Origin of the sequence: Pseudomonas juntendi (genome assembly GCF_021560075.1) — a bacterium.
GTDB classification, from domain to species: Bacteria; Pseudomonadota; Gammaproteobacteria; order Pseudomonadales; family Pseudomonadaceae; genus Aquipseudomonas; species Aquipseudomonas juntendi.
Genome location: NZ_CP091088.1, coordinates 276275 through 299852 on the forward strand (window position 1 = coordinate 276275; position 23578 = coordinate 299852).

Genomic DNA, 23578 nt, shown 5'->3' on the forward strand with positions numbered 1-23578 from the left:
CCGTTAGCGGTGGCTGGACATGAATTGCTTGCAACGCGCCGAGGTCGGGTTTTCGAAGACCTGTTGCGGCGATCCCTGCTCTTCTACCAGGCCTTGGTGCAGGAAGACGACTTCACTGGACACATGGCGGGCGAAGCTCATCTCGTGCGTCACCAGCAGCATGGTACGGCCTTCTTCGGCCAGTGCGCGGATAACGTTAAGCACTTCCTGGACCATTTCCGGATCGAGCGCCGAGGTTGGCTCGTCGAACAGGATGACCTTGGGCTTCATGGCCAGGGTACGGGCAATGGCGGCGCGCTGTTGCTGGCCACCGGAAAGCTGGGCGGGGTAGCAGTGGCGTTTGTCGTAGATGCCAACCTTGTTCAGCAGCGCTTCGGCGGCTTCTACAGCCTCGGCCTTGCTTTGGCCCAGTACACGGCGTGGCGCCTCGATGATGTTGTCGAGGATCGACATGTGCGGCCACAGGTTGAAGTTCTGGAAGACAAAGCCGATTTCGCTGCGCAGGCGGTTGATCTGGCGGTTGTCGGCGGCGATCAGGTCGCCGTTTTTGGCGGACTTGAGCTTGAGGCTTTCGCCAGCGACCAGGATTTCGCCCTGGTGCGGGTTTTCGAGCAGGTTGATGCAGCGCAGCAGGGTGGACTTGCCGGAGCCTGACGACCCCAGGATGGAGATCACGTCACCGTCGCGAGCGGTCAGCGAAATACCCTTGAGAATTTCCTGCTCGCCGTAGCGTTTGTGCAGATTGCGGATTTCCAGCGCGGGCGTGGCCTGAGCCATGTGCGGTCCTCATGTGTACGGGTGCGTTCCCAGCTGTTGGCGGCCTTCCTGGCGTGCGCCAAGCTAGCATAGCGGCATTATGACGGCCAACAGGGTCGCCGGGGACTGTGGGCGCTGGTGGGGCAGTTTGTCGCATCGCTACAGCGTAACGTCGCGCAGATGTCTGCGAAGGTGTCGCCCAGCACCAGTGCCTTGATGAAAAAAGGCGCGATGGTGCCAGCTTTGGCCAGCTCATGGAAGCGGTTTTAGACCATTCGCCGGTAAACCCGACGTTCCAGGTTGCGCGCCACTCGCAGCTGCGGGTTTGACCGCGAAGGCCTGTCCGGCGTTTCTGGTTGTACCTGGCGGTTGCACTTTTTTGCATTGCAGCGGTGCACGGGTGTTACCGAGGGGCACCTTTGGTGCGTTTGTAAGTGGGTATTTCAGTAATCTGCCTTATTAGCGGCCTTTCGGTCACTTCCTGGCCGAATGCCCTCCAAACCACGCCGTGCAAGGCCCTGCGAGCATTCTGACGAATGCATTGCGCACCTGGCGCGCTTATTGCCAGCAGGAAACCGCCGATTGCAGCGACGCCTAGTACAACCCCAGGCGCGCTCCGTAACCGCAGTCGCAGTGGTCCACTCCTTACAAAGGTAGTTTCAATGAGCGGTAACAATTCCAATGACCTCGCTCAGGGGCTCAAACAACGGCATGTGACCATGCTGTCCATCGCTGGCGTCATCGGTGCCGGCCTGTTCGTAGGCTCTGGGCACGCCATCGCGGCCGCCGGCCCGGCCGTGCTGCTGGCCTATGCCGCCGCCGGTACGCTGGTGGTGCTGGTGATGCGCATGCTGGGTGAAATGGCGGTCGCCTCGCCTGACACCGGTTCGTTCTCTACTTATGCCGACCGTGCCATCGGGCGCTGGGCCGGCTTCACCATTGGCTGGCTGTACTGGTGGTTCTGGGTGCTGGTAATCCCGCTTGAGGCCAACGCCGCTGCGGCCATTCTGCATGCCTGGTTCCCGGCCGTAGACCTGTGGGCCTTCTCCCTGGTCATCACCCTGGCGCTGACCCTGACCAACCTGTGCAGCGTAAAGAACTACGGTGAGTTCGAGTTCTGGGTCGCCCTGTTGAAAGTGCTGGCCATCATCGGCTTCATTGCTGTGGGTTGCGCGGCCATGTTCGGCTTTGTGCCCAATAGCCAGGTCAGCGGTGCCAGCCACCTGTTCGACACCCAGGGCTTCATGCCGAACGGCCTGGGTGCTGTGCTGGCGGCCATGCTCACCACCATGTTCTCGTTCATGGGTACGGAAATCGTCACTATCGCCGCTGCCGAATCGAAAGACCCGGGCAAGCAGATCAGCCGCGCGACCAATTCGGTGATCTGGCGTATCTGCCTGTTCTACCTGGTTTCGATCTCCCTGGTGGTGGCTCTGGTGCCGTGGAACGACCCGGCGCTGGCCGAAACCGGTTCCTACCAGACCGTGCTCAGCCGCATCGGCGTGCCGAATGCCAAGTTGATCGTCGACATCGTGGTGCTGGTTGCGGTGACCAGTTGCCTGAACTCGGCGCTGTACACCTCTTCGCGCATGCTGTTCTCGCTGAGCAAGCGCGGTGATGCCCCGGCTGTTGCCCAGCGCACCACCAAGGCCGCTACGCCGCATGTGGCGGTATTGCTGTCCACGGCTGCAGCGTTCCTGTGCGTGTTCGCCAACTTCGTGGCCCCGGCCCAGGTGTTCGAGTTCCTGCTGGCAAGTTCGGGTGCGATTGCGCTGCTGGTGTACTTGGTGATTGCCGTGTCGCAACTGCGCATGCGCGCACAGCGTGAGGCCCGTGGTGAGAAGATCACCTTCAAGATGTGGCTGTTCCCGGGCCTGACCTGGGCGACCATTGCCTTCATCGTGGCGATTCTGGTGGTGATGGCCCTGCGCGAGGACCACCGTGCCGAGATTATCGCAACGGCGCTGCTGAGCATTGGTGTGGTGGCGGCTGGCTTGCTGGTGCACCGCAAGCGTGAAGCTGCCGGGCGGGTGGCGCTGGATAACTGATCCACGCTGGCTGCACTGAAAAGGCCGCGTCCTGAGAGGGGGTGCGGCCTTTTTTGTTGCCTGGGCCGGCCCTTTCGCGGGCATGCCCGCTCCCACAGGGGCGGCGTTGCCCTCGGGCTTGGCTTGACCTGTGGGAGCGGGCGAGCCCGCGAAGAGGCCGGTACAGGCTGCATGGCCCTGTCAGCCAAACTGTTTTTGCTGCTGCTTGGCCACCAGCTCGGAGGCCGCTACATAGGCCGCCTGGAACTCATCGCTCTCCAGCCAGGCCATGGTCGCCTCTTCATCGGCGCCGTCGAGCCACGCGCGGTAGGCGGTGAACACCAGTACGATATAGTCGGTGGCGTGTTCTTCCTTGTGCCCCTTGAGAACCAGCGCCAGAAGCGGGTCTACCAGGAATACCGAAATCATCGGCACCAGGCCGCCGTTCTCCTGTGCTTCCTTCATCTTGGTGAACATGGCGTCGTAGCTGCCCGACTCCATCGCCTTGTTGTACACCTGCTCGACGCTGGCGCTGTCACCGGCACTGGCCTTGACCGCCTGCCCGCTGCGTACCATGCGGTTCTGCTTGGCCTTGCTGGCGGCACGCTTGGCGCGTTTTTGTTGCTTGGTAGGGGTGGCCATGAGGGCTTGAATCCTTGGGTGTGTTCGGTAGGTGCGCGTATTGAAGCGCAGTTGCCCAGGAAACCCAAGTGCAACTGCTGGAGGGGGCAGGGCAGGCCCCCCCGCACAAACAGCATGCACAAATCTAGCCAAGCCAGGGATATCAAATCTGCGCTCAAGCTGGCTCGTGACCTCTAGGAGACCATCATGACAAACATCAAACTGACCAAATGGGACGCTGTGGACCATTTGAAAACTGAAGAGGACATGGCCTTGTACCTTGAGGCCTGTCTGGAGGAAAACGACCCTGCACTGCTCGCTGCTGCCTTGGGTGATATCGCTCGCGCTCGTGGTATGGCTCAGTTGGCACGTGATACTGGGCTCACGCGGGAAGGGTTGTACAAGGCCTTGTCTGCTGAAGGTAATCCGAGCCTGGCGACCATCATGAAGGTAATGGCGGCGCTTGGCGTTCGGCTCCATGCCGAAGTGCTGCCACGCTCAGTGGGGTAAAGCTTATGGGGCCTTGGCGGCGAAATGCTTTGGCTGCCAAAGCTTGAGCAAAAACCGCAGACAACAAAAAACCCGCACTTGGCGGGTTTCTTGTTGTCGCTTCGGGTAACTTTGCAACCACCAGAAGCTTGAAGGTGGTGCCCAGAGACGGAGTCGAACCGCCGACACGAGGATTTTCAATCCTCTGCTCTACCGACTGAGCTATCTGGGCGACGAGGTGAATTAAATAGATTTTCTCCCGGGCCGTCAACGACTTTTTCAAAAAATTTTAAATTAATTCCGTCGCTTACGGTTCGTGGGGTCATTCCGAGGGTGGCACGTAGCCTTCCGCCTGGGCGTATTCCTCACCGGCGAAAAACTTGTCCATTTCAGCCTGGAGGAATTTGCGGTCCTCGGCGTTCATCATGTTCAGGCGCTTCTCGTTGATCAGCATGGTCTGGTGCTTCTGCCAGTCGGCCCAGGCTTTCTGCGAGATGTGTTCGAAGATGTCCTGGCCCTTGGCGCCGGGGTAGGGCGGGCGTTCCAGGCCTGGCAGTTCTTCTTGGTATTTGCGGCACATCACGGTGCGGGTCATCAGGCATCTCCTGCAATCAGTTCGTCGGCCGCGCGCTTAAGCAGTTTTTTCACCGGGGCGGCAAGGCCCAGGCGCGGCGGGGTGGCGAGGTTATACCAGAGCCAGTCAGCCTCGGCCACGTGCTCGCCAAGCGGCGCGACACGCACCAGCCAGGGCTCGATCGCCAGCTGGAAGTGGCTGAAGGTGTGGGTCAGGCCATCCATGGCCTGGCTGCCGGCCAGGCGCAAACCGTGCTGGTAGGCCAGGTCGTCGAGTTGGGCGATGTCGTCCAGCTCTGGCAGGCTCCACAAGCCACCCCACAGGCCGCTGGACGGGCGCCGATAAAGCAGAATGGCGCCCTCGTGGTTGGCCAGCAGTGGCATCAGCGTGCGGCGCTGTGGCAGCGCCTTGCGCGGTTTGGGTTCGGGGTAGCGGGTTTCTTCACCGTGCAGGTGGGCTTCGCAGCCACGTTGCAGCGGGCAGATCAGGCAACTGGGCTTGCTGCGCGTGCACAGCGTGGCACCCATGTCCATCATGGCCTGGGTGTAGTGGTTGGCGCGCTGCTGCGGGGTAAAACGCTCGGCCGTGGCCCACAGCTGGTTGGCCACCTTCGGTTCGCCCGGGTAGCCGCCCTGGGCGGTGAAGCGGGCCAGCACGCGCTTGACGTTGCCGTCGAGGATCGGCGCGCGAATGCCCATGCTGATGCTGGCGATGGCACCGGCCGTGGAGCGGCCGATACCGGGCAGCTCGGTGAGCTGCTCGACACTGCGTGGGAACTCGCCACCATGTTGCGCCACGACGATCTTCGCGGCTTTTTGCAGGTTGCGGGCGCGGGTGTAGTAACCCAGCCCGGTCCACAGGTGCAGCACTTCGTCTTCGGGCGCTTCGGCCAGCGCCTGCACGGTCGGCAGCGCCTGCATGAAGCGGTCGAAGTAGTTCAGTACGGTGCTGACCTGGGTTTGCTGCAACATGATTTCCGACACCCACACCCGGTACGGGGTTATGCCCTGTTGCCAGGGCAGGTCGTGGCGGCCGTGTTCGTCGTACCAGTCCAGCACAGCGCTGGAGAACTGCTCGGGGGTCATCGCTTGAACAGCCCCTTGAGCGCGTCTTTCAATTCCGGGCTCACTTTGTCTCCGAGTTTTTCATCGAGTTTTTCGTCGATCTTGTCTTTCAGGCGGTCACCGGCCAGCTTGGCTGCGACCTTGCCCAGGCCGTTCTGGTCCAGGCGGCAGGCCTTGGCGCCCAGCTCCAGCGGGCCGCGGCAATGCAGCGGTACTTCAACCCCCACATAGCGCTCGTTGACCTGGCAGGCCGGGTCCGGCATGGCACGCTGGTCGCCTTCTACGATCACGCCGATGTTGTAGTCCATACCCAGTACACGCAGGTCGAGGTCGCCATGGCCGTTCACGGTCAGGCCCGGGATGCGTGCCTTGAGGTCCGGGTTGCTGGCAACGCCATTGCGCACCACCAGGCTGCCACGCAGTTCCTGGAACGGGGTGTCCTTGCCGCGTGGCTCGCCGGTGAGGGTTTTGCGGTTGAGGGTGGCGATGGCCTGGCACAGTTGCTGCTCAAGGTTGGCATTGACCAGCACACCGTCGTTGATGGTGAAGTTTGCACTGCCATTGAGCGTGTCCACCAGTGCCTTCTGGCTGTTGCCGGTGGCGGTCAGATCACTGGTCAGGGTCAGCAGGCCCTTGACCGGTGGCGCCTGCTCCTTGCCGTCGGCCTTGATGAAGTGCTCCACCGGCACCCGTTGTATGCGGGTGCTGACCCCCAGCTGTGGCACGGCAGGGCGCACATCGACCGTGCCCTTGGCGTCGAAGGTGCCGTTATACAGGCCGCCGCGCAGGGTTTGCAGGGTCAACAGGCCGCCCTGGCCGCTGGCCTTGAGCTGGGCGTCGACGATCGGCAGTTTGTCCAGGGTCAGCGAGCCAAAGGCCAGCTCGGCCTGCAGGTCCAGGGTACGCAGGCGGTCGACCGGCAGCAGCTTGTCATCGCTCCAGGCTACCTGGGTCGGTGCGTTGGGCAGCGGTGTGGTGCCGGCACCGGCAACCGCGCTGGCTTCCTGTTGCTTGACCTCGGCCTGGCGCGCCGCCGTGGCGCCTTTGGCTTGTTCGCTCTTGGCTGGCAGGTAGCGGTCGGCGTCGAAGCTGTCGCCTTTCAGCTGCAGGCGCAGGGCTTGCCTGGCGAAGTCTTCGATGGCGACGCGGCCGCTGAACGTGCTGTCGTCCAGCTTCACCGCCAGGTCATCCAGGCTCAGGCTGCTGGGTGTGCCTTGCAGGCGGGTCACCAGCTCCAGCTTGCCGAAGGCTGCCGGGTCGTTGGTTGCCGGCAGCGGGTGGCCGATGCCGTCCAGGAAGGTGCGCAGGTCGAACTGGGCAATGGACAGGCCGCCGCTCAACTGGGGGGTCTTGTCCAGGTCGCGCAGGTTCAGTTCACCCAGGGCGCGCAGTTGGTTGGCCGAGACTTTCAGGCCGTTCCAGGAGGCGACATTGGCGGCCATGTCGACCAGCAGCTGGCCTTGGGCAACGAAGGCCACCGTTTTGCCGCCGGTCGGTTCACCCGAAGTTTCACCCGACAGGCGCATGTCCTCGAAGTTGTAGCGCTTGAGCTTGCGGTCGAAACGCAGTTCGCCGGCCAGCTCGGTGCGGGCTTTGATATTCGGCTGGTTGGCACTGACAAAAGCACTGGCCTTGAGCGGGATGTTCGCGCCTTCATGCACGGGGCCGGTGCTCAGCTGGATGCTTTCAGCGCTGTAGCTCTGGCCGGTCTTGGCGTCGGTGTACTGCACCCGGGCGTTGTTGACGGTCAGGCTGTCGATGTCCAGCTTGACAGGGCGTTCGTTGCCGTCGGCGGCCGCGGGTTTCTGCTCGGAGGGGGCCTGGGCCGGCGCGTCGGTGGCAGTGCCAGGCTGCGCAGGCAGCGGCTTGCCAATGTCTTCCCAGTTGCCATGGCCTTGTTCGTCACGGGCCAGGGTCAGGTTCAGGCCCTCGACGCGCACGTCGCTCATTTGCACCTCGCGGCGCAGCAGCGGCAGTACCCGTACCGACAAGCCGAGCATCTGCAGGTCGGCGAACGGCTCTTTGGGTTTGGCCAGGGTGGCGATGCTGGCCTCGTGCAGCTCCAGGCCCAGCCATGGGAACAGGCTCCAGCCGATATCACCGTTGAGGGTCAGTTCGACATGTGCCTTGTCGCGCGCCAGTTGGCGAATCTCGTCTTTATAGTCGTTGGGATCGAATAGGTGGGTCAGGGCGAAGCCCAGCGCCACGATGATCAGCAGCAACCCGAGAAGCCCCAGTCCCAGGATTTTGCCGAACGCTTTCATGGGCGAATCCTTGTAGTCCGATTTTGAAATTCAAGCGGCTGAGTATAGCGCCGCCATGGATATCCCTGCGTATTCGACCAGAGATGCAGGATATTTCCTACGCTTTTAGTCGGTAGTACGGCTTCAAAAGGGGGACATGATCGATTCAGCCAAGCAAAAAAAACACGATATCAGATTGCTTTCACGCGACTCGATCCTGCTAACCTTGCGCCGCTTTGCCTGCCCTCACCCTATAAGAAAAGGATCACGTTCATGACCAGTACCGTCACGACGGGCGCCCCGGCGAGTACGCCAGGCTTCCTGTCGAAGGAGCGCATCATCGCCCGCCCGGGCTTCAACCGTTGGCTGGTTCCGCCAGCTGCCCTGGCCATTCACCTGTGTATCGGCATGGCCTATGGCTTCTCGGTGTTCTGGCTGCCACTGTCGCAAGCCCTGGGTATCACCGCCCCAGTGGCGTGCGCGGCCGACATGGGCTTCGTGGCCCGCCTGTTCAGCGCCGAATGCGACTGGCCGATTTCCATGCTGAGCTGGATCTACACCCTGTTCTTCGTCTTCCTGGGCTGCTCGGCGGCCGTGCTGGGTGGCTGGCTGGAGCACGCCGGCCCACGCAAGGCCGGCCTGGTATCGGCGCTGTGCTGGTGTGGCGGCATGCTGATTTCGGCCATTGGGGTCAAAACCCACCAACTGTGGCTGATGTGGCTGGGTTCTGGGGTGATCGGCGGTATCGGCCTGGGGCTGGGGTATATCTCGCCGGTGTCGACCCTGATCAAATGGTTCCCGGACAAGCGCGGCATGGCTACCGGCATGGCCATCATGGGCTTTGGCGGCGGCGCCATGGTCGGTGCGCCACTGGCCACCGCACTGATGGGCCACTTTGGCAACGCGCAGGAAGTGGGGGTGTGGCAGAGCTTCGTTGCCATGGCGGCGATCTACTTCGTGTTCATGACTGCCGGCGCCCTGGCCTACCGTGTGCCGCCCACCGGCTGGAAGCCTGAAGGCTGGACTGCGCCGCTGAAAAAAGCCGGCAACACCATGGTCACCGACCGCCACGTGCACGTCAGCGTGGCGTGGAAAACCCCGCAATTTGCGCTGATCTGGCTGGTGCTGTGCCTGAACGTGTCTGCGGGCATCGGTATCATCGGCATGGCTTCGCCGCTGCTGCAGGAAGTGTTCGCTGGCAAGCTGCTGGGCAACGAGCTCACCTTCAGCGAGCTGAACGCCGCGCAGCTGGCGCAGATCGCCGCGATCGCCGCGGGCTTCACCGGCCTGCTGAGCCTGTTCAACATCGGTGGCCGGTTCTTCTGGGCATCGTTCTCAGACTACATCGGGCGCAAGAACACCTACTTCGCTTTCTTCGCCCTGGGCGTGGGCTTGTACAGCCTGGTGCCGAACATGGGCCACCTGGGCAATGTGGCGCTGTTCGTGGCGGCGTTCTGCATCATCCTGTCGATGTATGGCGGTGGCTTCGCCACGGTGCCGGCGTACCTGGCCGACCTGTTCGGTACGCAGATGGTCGGTGCCATTCATGGGCGCCTGCTGACCGCCTGGGCGGCTGCAGGGGTGCTGGGGCCAGTGCTGATCACCTACCTGCGCGAGTCGCAGCTGGCAGCCGGGGTAGAACGCGCGGCAGCCTATGACATGACGCTGTATATCCTTGCCGGGCTGCTGGTGCTGGGCTTTATCTGCAACATGCTGGTGCGGCCGGTTGCCGACAAGCACTTCATGAGCGATGCCGAGCTGGCGGCCGAGCGGGCGTTGAGCCATGACAAGGGCGCCGATGGCGCGCGTTCGCTGGAGTGGAAAGCCGCGCCGGGTAGCCTGCCACTGGTGCTGTTGGCCTGGGCAGTGGTGGTTGTGCCGTTGGCCTGGGGGGTGTGGATTACCCTGCAAAAGACGGCGGTACTGTTCCATTGATGAGTGATACAGCCGGCTGAATTTGCCGGCTGTACCGGCCCTATCGCCGGCAAGCCAGCGCCCACAGGTCCACCCTAGGCCTTGAACACGGTTGGGCCTGTAGGAGCGGCCTTGTGTCGCGATGGGCCGCAAAGCAGCCCCCTTCACCCGGTTGTATAGACCTGTAGCGCTATCAACCCCCCCGTCATTGCTCGCTTTGCCATATGTCATCCGCGTTTCAAGCTGGCGCGTTCTGGGCCTATAATGGCACCCTTTTCGCCCAATGATTTTGCGGAGCTGGTGATGGTCGAACGTAAGGCTTCCGTCGAGCGCAATACCCTGGAAACCCAGGTCAAGTGCTCGATCAACCTCGATGGCAGTGGCAAGGCCCGATTCGATATCGGTGTGCCTTTCCTGGAACACATGCTGGACCAGATCGCCCGCCACGGGCTGATCGATCTGGATATCGAGTGCAAGGGTGACACCCATATCGACGACCACCATACCGTCGAAGACGTTGGCATCACCCTGGGCATGGCATTCGCCCAGGCCATCGGTGACAAGAAGGGCATCTTCCGCTACGGCCACGCCTACGTGCCGCTGGACGAAGCGCTGTCGCGCGTGGTCATCGACTTCTCGGGCCGCCCAGGCCTGCAAATGCATGTGCCGTATACCCGGGCCAGCGTCGGCGGCTTCGATGTCGACCTGTTCCAGGAGTTTTTCCAGGGCTTCGTCAACCACGCCCTGGTTACTCTGCACATCGACAACCTGCGTGGCCACAACACTCACCACCAGATCGAAACCGTGTTCAAGGCGTTCGGCCGTGCCCTGCGCATGGCGGTCACCCTGGACGAGCGCATGGCCGGCCAGATGCCGTCCACCAAAGGGTGCCTGTAAATGCAGACGGTAGCCGTAATCGACTATGGCATGGGCAACCTGCACTCGGTGGCCAAGGCGCTCGAGCACGTCGGTGCCGGTAAAGTGCTGGTGACCAGTGATGCGGCGGTCATCCGCGAGGCGGATCGCGTGGTGTTCCCTGGGGTAGGTGCGATTCGCGACTGCATGGCCGAAATCCGCCGCCTGGGCTTCGACAGCCTGGTGCGCGAAGTCAGCCAGGACCGGCCGTTCCTGGGCATCTGCGTGGGTATGCAGGCACTGCTCGAACACAGCGAGGAGAACACCGGCGTCGACTGCATCGGTTTGTTCCCCGGCCAGGTGCGCTTCTTCGGCAAAGACCTGCAAGAAGACGGCGAGCACCTGAAGGTGCCGCACATGGGCTGGAACGAAGTCAGCCAGACCATCCACCACCCGCTGTGGCACGACATTCCGGACCGCGCACGTTTCTATTTCGTGCACAGCTACTACATCAATGCCGGCAAGCCTGGCCAGGTGGTCGGCCGTGGCCACTACGGCGTCGATTTCGCTGCCGCACTGGCCGATGGCTCGCGCTTCGCCGTGCAGTTCCACCCAGAGAAAAGCCATACCCATGGCCTGCAACTGCTGCAGAATTTCGTCGCCTGGGACGGGCGTTGGTAAATGAGCAGGTCAAAGACCAAGGCCCCGATCATCACCCTGGCCCCTGAGCAGGAGCGCGACGCGCTCGCTACGCTCAAACGCTTCCTCGAAGACCGTTTCGAGCTGGAGCTGGGGTCTTTCGAGGTGGCTGAGGTCCTTGAGCTGTTCAGCAAAGAAATTGCACCCCATTACTACAACAGGGCGATTGCCGATGTTCAGCTGCACCTCAAGGAGCGGTTCGAGAGCATCGAAAGCGATCTGTGGGCGCTTGAAAAAAGCTGAAAGTTGCAAGCTTCAAGCTGCAAGCCGAAGCTGGATCGCCTATCGAATACACGACGCGCATTGCTTGCAGCTTGTCGCTTGCAACTTGCCGCTTGAATTGACGAAGGAAAGAGCATGCTGATTATCCCCGCTATCGATCTGAAGGACGGTGCCTGCGTGCGCCTGCGCCAGGGCCGTATGGAAGACTCCACGGTATTTTCCGACGACCCGGTGAGCATGGCCGCCAAGTGGGTCGAGGGTGGCTGCCGCCGCCTGCACCTGGTCGACCTGAACGGCGCCTTCGAAGGCCAGCCGGTCAACGGTGAAGTGGTCACTGCCATTGCCAAGCGCTACCCCACCCTGCCGATTCAGATCGGCGGCGGCATTCGTTCGCTGGAAACCATCGAGCACTACGTCAAGGCTGGCGTCAGCTATGTGATCATCGGCACCAAGGCGGTCAAGCAGCCAGCGTTCGTCGCCGAGGCGTGCAAGGCCTTCCCAGGCAAGGTCATCGTTGGCCTGGATGCCAAGGACGGCTTCGTCGCCACCGACGGCTGGGCCGAAGTCAGCTCGGTGCAGGTCATCGACCTGGCCAAGCGTTTCGAGGCCGATGGCGTTTCGGCGATCGTCTACACCGACATCGCCAAGGACGGCATGATGCAAGGCTGCAACGTGCCATTCACCAAGGCATTGGCCGAAGCCACCTCGATTCCGGTAATTGCCTCGGGCGGCATTCACAACCTGGGTGACATCAAGGCTCTGCTGGACGCCAAGGCCCCCGGCATCATCGGCGCCATCACCGGCCGTGCCATCTACGAAGGCACCCTCGACGTGGCCGAGGCCCAGGCCTTCTGCGACAACTATTGAATAGGAGCGGCAAGCTGCAAGCTGCAAGCTGCAAGAGAAAAGCCGGACCGCGTACTGCTTTATCTTGCAGCTTGCCGCTTGAAGCTTGCAGCTGCCCCCAGGAGCTTCCATGGCTTTAGCTAAACGCATCATCCCTTGCCTGGACGTGGACAACGGCCGGGTGGTCAAGGGCGTCAAGTTCGAGAACATCCGTGATGCCGGCGACCCGGTGGAAATTGCCCGTCGCTACAACGAGCAGGGTGCCGACGAAATCACTTTCCTCGACATCACCGCCAGCGTCGATGGCCGCGATACCACCCTGCATACCGTCGAGCGCATGGCCAGCCAGGTGTTCATCCCGCTGACCGTGGGCGGTGGCGTGCGTACCGTGCAGGACATCCGCAACCTGCTCAATGCCGGGGCAGACAAGGTGTCGATCAACACCGCCGCGGTGTTCAACCCGGAGTTCGTGGGCGAGGCGGCAGACCGTTTTGGCTCGCAGTGCATTGTCGTGGCCATCGACGCCAAGAAGGTGTCCGGGCCGGGTGAAGAACCCCGCTGGGAAATCTTCACCCACGGTGGGCGCAAGCCGACCGGGCTGGATGCGGTGGCATGGGCAAAGAAGATGGAGGGCCTGGGTGCCGGCGAGATCCTGCTGACCAGCATGGACCAGGACGGCATGAAGAGCGGCTTCGACCTGGGTGTTACCCGGGCCATCAGCGATGCGCTGGGTATTCCAGTGATTGCCTCGGGCGGGGTGGGTAACCTGCAGCACCTGGCTGACGGTATTGTGCAAGGGCATGCCAGCGCGGTGTTGGCGGCCAGCATTTTCCACTTTGGCGAGTACACGGTGCCGGAGGCCAAGGCCTACATGGCAGCGCGCGGGATCGTCGTTCGCTGAAACATTGAGTGGGGCTGCTTGGCAGCCCTTCGCGGGTACGCCCGCTCCTACACTGTGGGAGCGGGCGTGCCCGCGAAAGGGCCGCAACGCGGCCCCAATTGCATCACCCGTGGTTCTTGCCAAGCAGTGCGTGATACAGCTCGGTATCCCCCAGGATCCCCACCAGTTTGTCGTTCTCCTGCAGCACCAGCTTGTTGCCGGTGTGGTAGCGAATCTGCAGCGCTTCACGCATGCCGATGTCCGCATGCACCAACGTCGGCCGACGCCCCAGGCCTTCCACCGACTGCCCCGGCGCCCATTGCTGCATCTCCAGGCCGTTTTGCCCTTGGCGTGCGCGCTTGATCGAGTTGCCTTCGCCCAGGTCCAGCCACGAGTCGCCGCTCGGGTCGAGGCACACCGAACCATTGACCCGTTTGCAGTTGTCCAGGCTGCGCATCAGGCTGCGGCCGCAAAGTACGTTCAGCGGGTTGGTGTGGGCGACGAAGGTACGCACGTACTCGTCGGCCGGGTTTAGCACGATTTCTTCCGGCTTGCTGTACTGGATGATCCGGCCGTCTTTCATGATCGCGATACGGCTACCCAGCTTCAACGCCTCGTCCAGGTCATGGCTGACGAACACGATGGTCTTGCTCAGTTTGGCCTGCAGGCCCAGCAGTTCGTCCTGCAAGCCCTGGCGGATCAGCGGGTCCAGTGCCGAGAAGGGTTCGTCCATCAGCAGGATGTCGGCGTCCATCGCCAGCGCGCGGGCCAGGCCAACACGTTGCTGCATGCCGCCCGACAGTTCTTCCGGCTTCTTGTTGCGCCACTGGGTCAGGCCCACCAGCTCAAGCTTCTCGTCGACCAGCTTGCGCCGTTCCTTTTCTGGCCGGCTCTGCATTTCCAGGCCAAAGCTGATGTTCTCGCGTACCGTCAGCCAGGGCATCAGGGCAAACTTCTGGAACACCATGGCAATGCGCTTGGTGCGCATCATTTTCAGCTCGGCCGGGGTGCAGTGGGCGATGTCGATGTGCTTGCCTTCATGTTCGACAAACAGCTTGCCGCGGCTGACGGTGTTCAGGCCGTTGATGCAGCGCAGCAGGCTCGACTTGCCCGAACCGGACAGGCCCATCAACACGCAGATCTCGCCCTTCTGGATGTCCAGGTTGGCTTTTTCGACGCCCACCACCAGGCCGGTCTGCTTAAGGATCTGCTCGCGAGTCTGGCCTTTGTCCAGCAGTGCCAGCGCCTCGCGTGGCTTGTTGGAGAAAATGACGTCGACGTCTTCGAAACGAATGATGCTCATGCTTCACCCCTTACCGGCAGTTCCGGTTGCTTGCAGATACGGTCGAGCATGATCGCCAGCAGCACGATCGCCAGGCCCGCTTCGAAGCCCAGGGAAATATCGGCGGTGTTCAGTGCGTTGACCACAGGTTTGCCCAGGCCGTCAGCGCCGACCAGGGCGGCGATCACCACCATCGACAGCGACAACATGATGCACTGGGTAACGCCGGCGGCGATGCTGGGCATCGCATGCGGCAGTTCGATACGGGTGAGCAGTTGGCGGCGCGAGCAGCCAAACGCCTTGCCGGCGTCCATCAGCTCCTGCGGTACGTCGCAGATGCCCAGATAGGTGAGGCGGATAGGGGCGGCAATGGCGAACACCACGGTCGAGATCAGCCCTGGCACCACGCCCAGGCCGAACAGCGTCAGGGTGGGGATCAGATACACGAAGGTGGGTACCGTTTGCATCAGGTCGAGCACCGGGCGCATGGCGGTGTAGAACATGGGTTTGTGCGCGGCGACGATGCCCAGCGGCACACCGATGGCCACGCACACCACGGTGGCGAAGGTCACTTGTGCCAGGGTTTCCATGGTTTCCTGCCAGTAACCCAGGTTGAGAATCAACAGGAACGACAGGGCGACGAATGCGGTCAGCGACCATTTACGCTGGATGAGGTGCGCCAGGGCGGCGAACAGGGCGGTGAGGACGAACGGGTTGAACCAGGTCAAGGCACTGGTGACGCCGTGGATCATGAACTCCAGGCCCTGTGCGATGGCGTCGAAGTAACTCGCGCCGTGCAGGGTCAGCCATTCAACGAACGAGGCGATGTACTGACCCAGCGGTATTTTCTGATCGATAAGCATGATAGCGAGCTTCCACCTGCATAGATTGAACTCAACCCGGGGCAGGCACGGTCCTGCCCCGAGGTAGCGCTATGGCGAATTGCGTTATTGCGTCAGCTTGGCCTTGGCCGCCTCCAGGCCGGGTTTGCCATCCACGGTGGTCACGCCGCCCAGCCAGGTGTCCAGCTTGCCTGGGTTGTCCTTGAGCCATTTCTTGGCAGCGGCCTCGGGCTTCATCTTGTCGTCCAGGACGTAGCCCATCATGGTGCTTTCATCCTTGAGCTCGAACGACAGGTTCTTCAGCAGTTGGCCAACGTTGCTGCACTCCTGCACGTAGCCTTTGCGGGTGTTGGTGTATACGGTCGCCTTGCCGAAGTCGGGGCCGAAGTAATCGTCCCCGCCGGTCAGGTACTGCATCTTGAAGCGGGTGTTCATCGGGTGCGGTTCCCAGCCCAGGAACACCATGGCTTCGCCACGCTTCTGCGCCCGGTCGACCTGCGACAGCATGCCGGCCTCGCTGGACTGCACCAGCTTGAAGCCGGCGTCCTTCAGGCCGAAGGCGTTCTTGTCGATCATGCTCTGGATGGTGCGGTTGCCATCGTTGCCGGGTTCGATGCCGTAGATCTTGCCGCCCAGCTCCTGCTTGAACTTGGCAATGTCGCTGAAATCCTTCAGGCCCTTGTCATACAGCGCCTGGGGCACGGCCAGGGTGTACTTGGCGTTTTCAAGGTTGGCGCGCACGGTGTCCACAGTGCCGGCGTCGCGGTACTGCTTGATATCGTTTTCCATGGTCGGCATCCAGTTGCCGAGAAACACATCCAGGTCCTTGCCGGTAGCCAGCGACTTGTAGGTCACAGGTACCGAGATCATGGTGGTGTGGGTTTTGTAACCCAGTGCTTCGAGCACAACGCTGGTGGTCGCAGTGGTGACCGTGATGTCGGTCCAGCCGACGTCGGAGAAACGGACCGTCTGGCACTGCTCGGGCTCGGCGGCTTGAGCCAGCAACGGTGCGGACAGCAATGCAACCAGCAACAGCGAGGGTGAACCTTTCATGGGTGGACTCCTGAGATTTTGTCTTCGGGTTCGCGTGGGTCGCCGGACGTTCTGACGGTCCGGTCGACCAGGCCTGCAGAGGGCAGGATGCGTGGCCGTGCTTTACGAGTCGCTTTCGATAATCCTCCACCGCCGGGCAATCGCCTACTGGTAGGGTCGTATCCAGTACGGAACGGGTCGTATCCAGTATGGGCGATGTCGCTTATGGATTTTTCCAGCCCCTCGCCCGCATTTTTGCGTCACCAGGCCGCTGGAAAACGGCGTATCGGGGCCATTCCCCAAGTAAAACCGTGCGGCGCTGCTGGACAAAATGGCGTCGGTTGCAGACGGCGAGAAGGCCGGTAAAAGCCCGATGATGCTGGCAATTCAAGGCGGCCCTGCTTGAGCCTAGCAGCTACCCCGCCGTGCGCATGGCGCGCACAGACAAGCCCAGCAAGAGGTGATTCGGTAATGGCCATCAGCGTGTTCGACCTGTTCAAGATCGGTGTCGGGCCTTCCAGCTCCCACACCGTCGGCCCCATGCGTGCTGGCGCCCTGTTTGTCCAAGGGCTGCGCGAGCGCGGCGAGTTGGAACGGGTACGGCGGGTCGAGGTGCGCCTGTATGGCTCGCTGTCGGCCACCGGCGTCGGCCACGGCACCGACAACGCCACCATCATGGGGCTGATGGGCGAGTGGCCAGACGCCATTGACCCGACCCAGATCGTGCCGCGCATCGCCGACCTGCGCGAAACCAATACCCTCAAGCTGGACGGGCGCCTGCCTGTCGAGTTCGTGTGGGCGCGCGACATGCTGTTGCTGGACGAGAACCTGCCCTACCACCCCAACGCCATGACCTTGATTGCCGAAGGCGAGCAGGGCGAGTTGCACCGTGACACCTATTACTCGGTGGGTGGCGGCTTTGTGGTGGATGCCGCGCAGGCCGCCAGTGGTGTGCTGGATGCCGACCAGACGGTGCTGCCGTACGATTTCAACAGCGCCGCCGAGCTGCTGCAGCTGTGCAAACAAAACGACCTCAGCGTGTCGCAATTGATGATGGCCAACGAAAAGGTCTGGCGCAGTGAAGAAGAGATTCACGCCGGCTTGCGCAAGCTCTGGCAAGCCATGCAGGAATGCGTCAACAACGGCCTGAAATACGAGGGCACGTTGCCCGGTGGGCTCAATGTGCGCCGCCGCGCCGCCAAACTGCACCGCAGCCTGCAGGAGATCGGCAAGCCCAACGTGATCGGCTCGACCATGAGTGCCATGGAGTGGGTCAACCTGTTCGCGCTGGCTGTCAACGAAGAGAACGCCGCAGGCGGGCGCATGGTGACGGCGCCGACCAACGGCGCGGCGGGTATCATCCCGGCGGTATTGCACTACTACATGCGCTTCAGCGATGAGGTGGATGAGTCCAGTGTTACCGATTTCTTCCTGGGCGCTGCGGCGGTCGGCATCCTGTGCAAGAAGAACGCCTCCATCTCCGGCGCCGAAGTAGGCTGCCAGGGTGAGGTCGGCTCTGCCTGCGCCATGGCCGCTGCCGGCCTTGCGCAAGTGTTGGGCGCGACCCCGGCGCAGCTGGAAAACGCCGCGGAAATTGCCCTGGAGCACAACCTGGGGCTCACCTGCGACCCGGTGGGCGGGTTGGTGCAGGTGCCGTGCATCGAGCGCAACGCGATTGCTGCGGTAAAAGCCATCAACGCGGTGCAAATGGCCCTGCGTGGCGATGGCGAGCACTTCATTTCCCTCGACCAGGTGATCCGTACCATGCGCGACACCGGTGCCGACATGCACGACAAGTACAAGGAAACCTCCCGCGGTGGCCTGGCGGTCAGTGCCATCGAATGCTGATGTTCCAGTAGGCACCCAGGGCCTCTTGGCGGTTGAACCCGGCAAGAGGCCCTCGCGTTTCAAGGCAGCGCAAAATGCCTGCCAATGCTCCTTTATGGTGCGCTCGAATCTGCCAATTGCCGGATGTCGTAATCAGTGTGGGGCTTGTCGGTGACACTAAACAGTGTCGGTTCTGGGCAACTGCCCCATGGCGTGTCACCAAACTGCTCAGCCGTTACCCGCACGGCGCCTAGCACGGCTGTTTGAGACAACTTGGCCAGCACCTCCAAAGCCTATGATTTGCCTGACAAAGGGGTCGTTTTCAGGTTTTTTTGGATGGCCATTCAATTTCAGGCACGGCGTTTGCGTAGGTAATGGTCACCCACCCCCCGGCATGTGGCGGGGGCAATAACAAGAAAATGAGTGCCCGCCTGAGGCACATCCAGCATTTGTGTGAGGAGAAACCGCGATGACGTCCTACACCTCCGGGACCCCGTCCCAGAACCGCACAGCACCCCAGTCCATCGGGTTTCTTCTATTGGACAATTTCACCCTGATTTCCCTGGCTTCGGCTGTGGAGCCCCTGCGCATGGCCAACCAGCTGTCCGGCCGCGAACTGTACCGCTGGCACACGCTGACGGTCGATGGCGGCCAAGTGTGGGCCAGCGATGGTTTGCAGATCACCCCGGACGCGGCCATGCACAGCGCCCCTGCGATCGACACCGTGATCGTCTGCGGCGGTGTAGGCATTCAGCGCACCGTGACCCGCGAGCACGTAACCTGGCTGCAAGCCCAGGCGCGTCAGTCGCGGCGCCTGGGTGCCGTGTGCACGGGCAGCTGGGCCTTGGCCTGTGCCGGCCTGCTCGACGGCTTTGATTGCAGCGTGCACTGGGAATGCCTGGCCGCCATGCAGGAGGCCTACCCACGGGTCAACATGAGTACCCGGCTGTTCACCCTCGACCGCAACCGCTTCACCAGCTCTGGCGGCACCGCGCCGCTGGACATGATGCTGCACCTGATCAGCCGCGACCACGGCCGCGAGCTGTCGGCGGCCATTTCCGAAATGTTCGTCTACGAGCGCATTCGCAACGAGCAGGATCACCAGCGCGTGCCGCTCAAGCACATGCTCGGCACCAACCAGCCGAAGTTGCAGGAAATCGTCGCGCTGATGGAAGCCAACCTGGAAGAGCCGATCGACCTGGACGAGTTGGCGGTGTATGTGTCGGTGTCGCGGCGCCAGCTCGAGCGGTTGTTCCAGAAGTACCTGCACTGCTCGCCGTCGCGCTACTACCTGAAGCTGCGCCTTATCCGCGCCCGGCAGCTGCTCAAACAGACACCCATGTCGATCATCGAAGTGGCATCGGTGTGCGGTTTCGTCTCCACGCCGCACTTCTCCAAATGCTACCGCGAGTACTTCGGCATTCCGCCGCGTGATGAGCGCGTGGGCTCCAACACCACGCAGCAGGTGGCAATGATGCCGATTCCGCAGGCCATGACCTTGTCGCCGCACAGCGGGCCGATGGCTGCCCTGAGCCAGGCGCGCAACGAGTCGACTTTTGCCAGCGTAAGGCTCTGATACCGAGTCGCCTGCTTCGCGGGCACGCCCCACAGGTAAGGTGCAATCCTCGAGACTTGTGCGGTCCCTGTGGGAGCGGGCGCGCCCGCGAAGAGGCCCGCACTGGCAATATAAATACATTGGTTGATAATGATTCTCGACTACGGGTAACATCGCCGCCCCCGAAACACTCTGGCATACCACCCCGTGGCGGACGACAAACTCCAGCTCTACCTGGCCCATCGGGCGGCATTGCTCGACTATGCCGCGCCGATCGTCGGCTGCCGCGCGCGTGCCGAGGATGTGGTGCAGGAAGCCTGGCTGCGCTTCAGCCGGCAGCAGGACGACGCCGACATCCGCCACCCGGCCAGCTACCTGTACCGCATCGTGCGCAACCTGGCCCTCGACCAGACCCGCCGCAGTGCCACCGAAAAGGCCCAGCCTGGCGGCGACGAGATCCTCGCCGAGTTGCCGTCCAGCAGTGCATCGCCCGAACAGGCGGTCACCCAGCAGAACGAACTCAGCGCCATCAGCCGCGCGCTTGAAGAACTGCCCCTGCGCACCCGCGTGGCCTTCGAGATGCACCGCCTGGGCGGTCATACCCTGCAAGAGGTGGCCAGCCACCTGAACGTCTCGGTCAGCCTGGTGCACCAGCTGGTGCGCGACGCCCTCAGCCACTGCATGGCGCGGCTGGAGGATGACCTGTGAAAAAACACCAGGCTGCCGCGTCTTTTGCTGAACGGGGCGACTCTGTGCGACCCTTCGCGGCCTTCGCACCTTCGAGCCCCCAGGAGCCTTGCCCGACATGACGTCAGCAGACCTCATCACCCGTCGCCGCGAGCAGGCCCTGGACTGGTTGCTGCGCTTGCAGCAGGCCCCGCACGATCCGCTGCTGCGCGGTGAGTTCGAGCAGTGGTGCGCGAGCGACGCGGCCAATGCCGAGGCCTATCGCAAGGCCGAGCGGGTCTGGCAGCTCACTGGGCAGCTGGCGCCGACCACCACCGAGCAATGGCCCAAGGCGCCGGTGGTGCAACTACCTGCGCGGCGGCGTCGCTGGTGGCTGGGCGCTGCTGTTGCGGCCTGCCTGCTGATCGCCGTCGCGCCCTCCTTGAGCCTGCGTCTGCAAGCCGACTACCGCACCGCCCAGGGCGAAACCCGCGATATCACCCTGGCCGACGGCAGCGTGGTGCAGATGGACAGCGACACAGCCATTGCCGTGGACTATTCCGGCGGTCATCGCGACGTGAAGCTGCTCACGGGCCAAGCGTTCTTCGAGGTCAAGCCCGACAAGGCCAAGCCGTTCCATGTGCGCGCCGATGCGATCAAGGTGACGGTGACCGGCACCGCCTTCAACGTAGCGCTGCGGCCGGGCAGGGCGGGGGTGGATGTGCAGCATGGCTCGGTGCGGGTAGAAGATGCTGCTGATGGGCATGTGCTCTCGGATGCCCTCACGGCCGGAGAGCGCTTGCGTTATGTCGAGGGCATCGTACAGGTAAAAACCTTCGTGCCTTCGCAGGCAGCGGCTTGGCGTCAGGGGCAGTTGATTGCCGATGACCAGCGCGTAGCAGAGCTGGTGCAGGAGCTGGCGCGGTACATGCCGGGACAGGTGGTGCTGCGCGATGAGGCGTTGGGCAACAAGCGTGTCACTGGCGTGTATGACCTGCGCAAACCTGAGGCGGCCCTGCGAGCGGTGATTCGGCCCCATGGGGGTGTAGTGCGCAGTTATGGGCCTTGGCTGTTGGTATCAGCGAAGCCTTGATGATATAGGGCGCCGCTAGCTAAGAGAGGGGGAGAGAGCCTCGGCGCAGAGAGGGCTCTCTAGAGAATTACATAGTACATCGCACTGCTAGGTAGCCTAACTTTCTAGTTTGATCTTGAAGTCGGATAGTAATACGTCCCCTCTTGAGCTCAAGGACTCAATGGAAACCATCACCGGGAAGTCATCGTAGGTCAGATAAAATCTTTCTTTGTCAATAGTCACCTCCCATACTCTTATGTCGATAGCGTCAGTTTTTTTATCGATGTTGCCATCAAGTAGATTAAGTACTGCTTTTGCATATTCCGGGAAGTCATCCCAATTTATGTGTGAAGTTAAATTGAGGCAGGCTCGCCCAGAGTGCATGGTTTCTATGTTTAAAGCGTCCAGTCTTAGGCTATTCATTAAAATAAGTCTCCACCGCCGGAGCGAGTTGCGCTCTCGATGATTTGCTCAAAAGACTTGCCTTTTTCAACAAGCCATTCAAATGTTGGTCCGAGTTTGTCGCCGTATTTTCCTATGTTGCGCTCGTCAATTGTTTTCAAAAGGTCTGGAGGTGTAAACTCTCTGTACTTTAACTTGATTTTTGTGCGGGAGGAATAGGCGAATTTTGCAATCGCCTCAAGGCTCTCTGTCGAGCCTCTCATTGCGGCTACACGTTGCTGCAGATCGAAAACTTCTCGGACATACAGCTGTCTCAGTGCAGGTAGGTTCCCGAAATCACCATCGGCTCTAAATCGAACGTTCTCCCATTTTGGGGCCTCAAATTCGGTTGATGTCCTGATTTTTGTTAAGGCTTGTCCTGATGGTGGCTGCAGTTCCGGGTGCGACAATATTGCGATCTGGTTCTTGCCTAGCCAAGAGGCTAGTGCGCTGTTTGTCAGTTCAGCCTGGAAATTCAGACTTCTGGAAGCAATGCTTTCCATGCTGTTGGAAATGCCGGAGTTGATCGGACCGCGCAATAGGTAAGCGACTATTGCAGAGAGTAGCAATTGGATCAGTTGCTCCTGTCCTCTGGCCAGTTGGTTGGCGGCTCGGCTTATCATCTCCTCTCGTCGAGCTGCAGATCCTCCGGTTGGATCAAGCCCACTCGGTAATCCATCCTCGGACTGCCAGGCAGTAATAATACCATCTTGAAGTGTGGCTAGGCATTGAGGTGCTCCAAGAAGGAAGTACTCAGTGATTGCTGATAAGCCTAAGCCGACAAGTACGAGATTGCCAACTTCCAGTCCAATAGCGCCTCCGGCAATCGCACCGGGAGCTGCTCCTGCACCAAACGCCAGTGAGCCAGCAGCCCCGCCTACAATGGAACCAATGGCTATGCTGCCTCCAAGAATCATGGATACTTCTTTTGCAAGCGTGCGAAGTATGTCGATTATCTGGTTTATGTTAATCGCTGACCAATGTTGCCTGACTCGCTCTAAAAAATAGGCTCTGCGCGGTAAAGTGCCTCGCGGACGGCATCAATTCGATCTCCTCCTATGCTCCCATAAGCTCGATCAAATTGATGGTTTAAACGTCGTGTAAATCCATCCCAGCTGTGGGTAGTATCATGCCAAGACGTTTGAATGCCTTGGTTTAACTCGCCAAATTTGGTTTCAAGATTTCGCTCTATTTCGTCCCATGTTGGGATCCTGTTTAAAAAGTCCATTTACTCGATCTTCCTTGTTACATCCAGTTCAGCTAGTTGGGGCCTTCCACACGTTTTGGGTTGGCTGGCATTTTGTTGCCTTGCTTTACATCTGCATGAGTTGACGGGATTATAGTTTCTAGCTGGATTTTGGCGGCTTTTGAAGGGCTCGGCTATAAACGTTACGTTTATCGATGGCCGATCTCGCTGACAGGCTTCGCAGTTGATCGCCGATGACCAGCGTGTGGCTGAGGTGGTGCAGGTGCTGGCGCAATACCTGCCGGGACAGGTGGTGCTGCGCGATGAAGCGTTGGCAACAAGCGTGTCACTGGGGTTTATGACCTGCGCAAGCCTGAGACGGCCTTGCGCGCGGTGATCCGGCCGCATGGTTGAGAAGTGCGCAGTTATGGGCCCTGGCTGTTGGTGCTCGGTAAGCCTTGAGATCAGCGGGGGCCTCCGTGTGT

At 61.4% G+C, this 23578-nt stretch carries 23 protein-coding genes and 1 tRNA gene; 13 read left to right on the forward strand and 11 right to left on the reverse strand.

The annotated features are described in order from the left end of the window. Window positions 1–3 precede the first annotated feature (3 nt). Window positions 4–777: an ABC transporter ATP-binding protein gene (locus tag L1P09_RS01215; RefSeq protein WP_054905007.1), complete on the reverse strand. Its 774-nt coding sequence runs from the start codon at window positions 775–777 to the stop codon at window positions 4–6. Between the two features lie 641 nt (window positions 778–1418). Here L1P09_RS01215 and gabP point away from each other — a divergent pair. Then, window positions 1419–2804 (forward strand): GABA permease, encoded by a 1386-nt coding sequence (gene gabP, locus L1P09_RS01220; protein WP_235768332.1) that lies wholly within the window; start codon window positions 1419–1421, stop codon window positions 2802–2804. A gap of 180 nt (window positions 2805–2984) precedes the next feature. Here the strand turns inward: gabP and L1P09_RS01225 are convergent, their stop codons facing one another. After that, a complete protein-coding gene (locus L1P09_RS01225; protein ID WP_232892264.1) occupies window positions 2985–3425 on the reverse strand; it encodes a hypothetical protein in 441 nt (146 codons plus the stop codon). A 186-nt stretch (window positions 3426–3611) separates the two neighbouring features. Between L1P09_RS01225 and L1P09_RS01230 the strand changes: the two genes are divergently transcribed. Beyond that, window positions 3612–3914, forward strand: a complete 303-nt coding sequence (locus tag L1P09_RS01230; protein ID WP_029887656.1) for an addiction module antidote protein — start codon at window positions 3612–3614, stop codon at window positions 3912–3914. Between the two features lie 135 nt (window positions 3915–4049). Here the strand turns inward: L1P09_RS01230 and L1P09_RS01235 are convergent. The 4 genes from L1P09_RS01235 to L1P09_RS01250 all read right to left on the reverse strand — a co-directional run bounded on the left by L1P09_RS01235 (window position 4050) and on the right by L1P09_RS01250 (window position 7795). Further along, a tRNA-Phe gene (locus L1P09_RS01235) sits at window positions 4050–4125 on the reverse strand. Window positions 4126–4215: 90 nt separating this feature from the next. Next, window positions 4216–4488 carry an oxidative damage protection protein gene (locus L1P09_RS01240; RefSeq protein WP_009682876.1) on the reverse strand — a complete coding sequence of 91 codons (273 nt, stop codon included), beginning with the start codon at window positions 4486–4488 and terminating at the stop codon, window positions 4216–4218. Further along, on the reverse strand, window positions 4488–5552 hold the full coding sequence (gene mutY / locus L1P09_RS01245; protein ID WP_009682877.1) for an A/G-specific adenine glycosylase: 1065 nt from the start codon (window positions 5550–5552) through the stop codon (window positions 4488–4490). Before mutY ends, L1P09_RS01240 begins: the two co-directional genes overlap by 1 nt. Then, window positions 5549–7795 (reverse strand): AsmA family protein, encoded by a 2247-nt coding sequence (locus tag L1P09_RS01250; protein ID WP_235768334.1) that lies wholly within the window; start codon window positions 7793–7795, stop codon window positions 5549–5551. Before L1P09_RS01250 ends, mutY begins: the two co-directional genes overlap by 4 nt. A gap of 252 nt (window positions 7796–8047) precedes the next feature. On the opposite strand from L1P09_RS01250, the gene L1P09_RS01255 reads away from it, so the two are divergent. The 6 genes from L1P09_RS01255 (at window position 8048) to hisF (ending at window position 13211) form a co-directional block, all read left to right on the forward strand. After that, on the forward strand, window positions 8048–9709 hold the full coding sequence (locus tag L1P09_RS01255) for an OFA family MFS transporter (protein WP_047150101.1): 1662 nt from the start codon (window positions 8048–8050) through the stop codon (window positions 9707–9709). A 282-nt stretch (window positions 9710–9991) separates the two neighbouring features. Further along, window positions 9992–10585, forward strand: a complete 594-nt coding sequence (gene hisB, locus L1P09_RS01260) for an imidazoleglycerol-phosphate dehydratase HisB (protein ID WP_009682881.1) — start codon at window positions 9992–9994, stop codon at window positions 10583–10585. Then, window positions 10586–11224 carry an imidazole glycerol phosphate synthase subunit HisH gene (hisH, locus tag L1P09_RS01265; RefSeq protein ID WP_009682882.1) on the forward strand — a complete coding sequence of 213 codons (639 nt, stop codon included), beginning with the start codon at window positions 10586–10588 and terminating at the stop codon, window positions 11222–11224. Continuing rightward, window positions 11225–11485 carry a DUF2164 domain-containing protein gene (locus L1P09_RS01270; protein ID WP_009682883.1) on the forward strand — a complete coding sequence of 87 codons (261 nt, stop codon included), beginning with the start codon at window positions 11225–11227 and terminating at the stop codon, window positions 11483–11485. A gap of 114 nt (window positions 11486–11599) precedes the next feature. Then, window positions 11600–12331 carry a 1-(5-phosphoribosyl)-5-[(5-phosphoribosylamino)methylideneamino]imidazole-4-carboxamide isomerase gene (gene hisA / locus L1P09_RS01275; protein WP_009682884.1) on the forward strand — a complete coding sequence of 244 codons (732 nt, stop codon included), beginning with the start codon at window positions 11600–11602 and terminating at the stop codon, window positions 12329–12331. Between the two features lie 109 nt (window positions 12332–12440). Further along, window positions 12441–13211, forward strand: a complete 771-nt coding sequence (hisF, locus tag L1P09_RS01280) for an imidazole glycerol phosphate synthase subunit HisF (RefSeq protein WP_029886410.1) — start codon at window positions 12441–12443, stop codon at window positions 13209–13211. Window positions 13212–13314: 103 nt separating this feature from the next. On the opposite strand, the gene choV is transcribed toward hisF, so the two are convergent. The 3 genes from choV to L1P09_RS01295 form a co-directional block, all read right to left on the reverse strand. After that, complete coding sequence (gene choV / locus L1P09_RS01285; protein WP_235768336.1) at window positions 13315–14493, reverse strand: choline ABC transporter ATP-binding protein; 1179 nt, start codon at window positions 14491–14493, stop codon at window positions 13315–13317. Further along, a complete protein-coding gene (gene choW, locus L1P09_RS01290; protein ID WP_235768934.1) occupies window positions 14490–15338 on the reverse strand; it encodes a choline ABC transporter permease subunit in 849 nt (282 codons plus the stop codon). Before choW ends, choV begins: the two co-directional genes overlap by 4 nt. Window positions 15339–15419: 81 nt before the next feature. Then, window positions 15420–16367: a choline ABC transporter substrate-binding protein gene (locus L1P09_RS01295; protein ID WP_192441460.1), complete on the reverse strand. Its 948-nt coding sequence runs from the start codon at window positions 16365–16367 to the stop codon at window positions 15420–15422. A gap of 450 nt (window positions 16368–16817) precedes the next feature. Here L1P09_RS01295 and L1P09_RS01300 point away from each other — a divergent pair, with 450 nt between their 5' ends. From L1P09_RS01300 to L1P09_RS01315, 4 genes are all read left to right on the forward strand, one after another. Next, window positions 16818–18194 carry an L-serine ammonia-lyase gene (locus L1P09_RS01300; protein WP_009682889.1) on the forward strand — a complete coding sequence of 459 codons (1377 nt, stop codon included), beginning with the start codon at window positions 16818–16820 and terminating at the stop codon, window positions 18192–18194. Between the two features lie 448 nt (window positions 18195–18642). Next, window positions 18643–19749, forward strand: coding sequence for a choline metabolism transcriptional regulator GbdR (gene gbdR, locus L1P09_RS01305; protein ID WP_009682890.1), 1107 nt, complete (start codon window positions 18643–18645; stop codon window positions 19747–19749). 186 nt (window positions 19750–19935) lie between these two features. Next, the gene (locus L1P09_RS01310) at window positions 19936–20436 is read left to right on the forward strand and encodes a sigma-70 family RNA polymerase sigma factor (RefSeq protein ID WP_054905527.1); all 501 of its coding nucleotides are present in this window, start codon (window positions 19936–19938) and stop codon (window positions 20434–20436) included. A 97-nt stretch (window positions 20437–20533) separates the two neighbouring features. Continuing rightward, the gene (locus L1P09_RS01315; protein WP_235768338.1) at window positions 20534–21487 is read left to right on the forward strand and encodes a FecR family protein; all 954 of its coding nucleotides are present in this window, start codon (window positions 20534–20536) and stop codon (window positions 21485–21487) included. Window positions 21488–21583: 96 nt separating this feature from the next. On the opposite strand, the gene L1P09_RS01320 is transcribed toward L1P09_RS01315, so the two are convergent. Both L1P09_RS01320 and L1P09_RS01325 read right to left on the reverse strand, forming a co-directional pair. Then, complete coding sequence (locus L1P09_RS01320; protein WP_054905529.1) at window positions 21584–21889, reverse strand: DUF3630 family protein; 306 nt, start codon at window positions 21887–21889, stop codon at window positions 21584–21586. Then, window positions 21889–22878: a DUF6861 domain-containing protein gene (locus tag L1P09_RS01325; RefSeq protein ID WP_428842584.1), complete on the reverse strand. Its 990-nt coding sequence runs from the start codon at window positions 22876–22878 to the stop codon at window positions 21889–21891. The genes L1P09_RS01320 and L1P09_RS01325 overlap by 1 nt, the downstream gene beginning before the upstream one ends. A gap of 459 nt (window positions 22879–23337) precedes the next feature. Between L1P09_RS01325 and L1P09_RS01330 the strand changes: the two genes are divergently transcribed. Next, window positions 23338–23490 (forward strand): hypothetical protein, encoded by a 153-nt coding sequence (locus L1P09_RS01330; protein ID WP_177331340.1) that lies wholly within the window; start codon window positions 23338–23340, stop codon window positions 23488–23490. Window positions 23491–23578 lie beyond the last annotated feature (88 nt).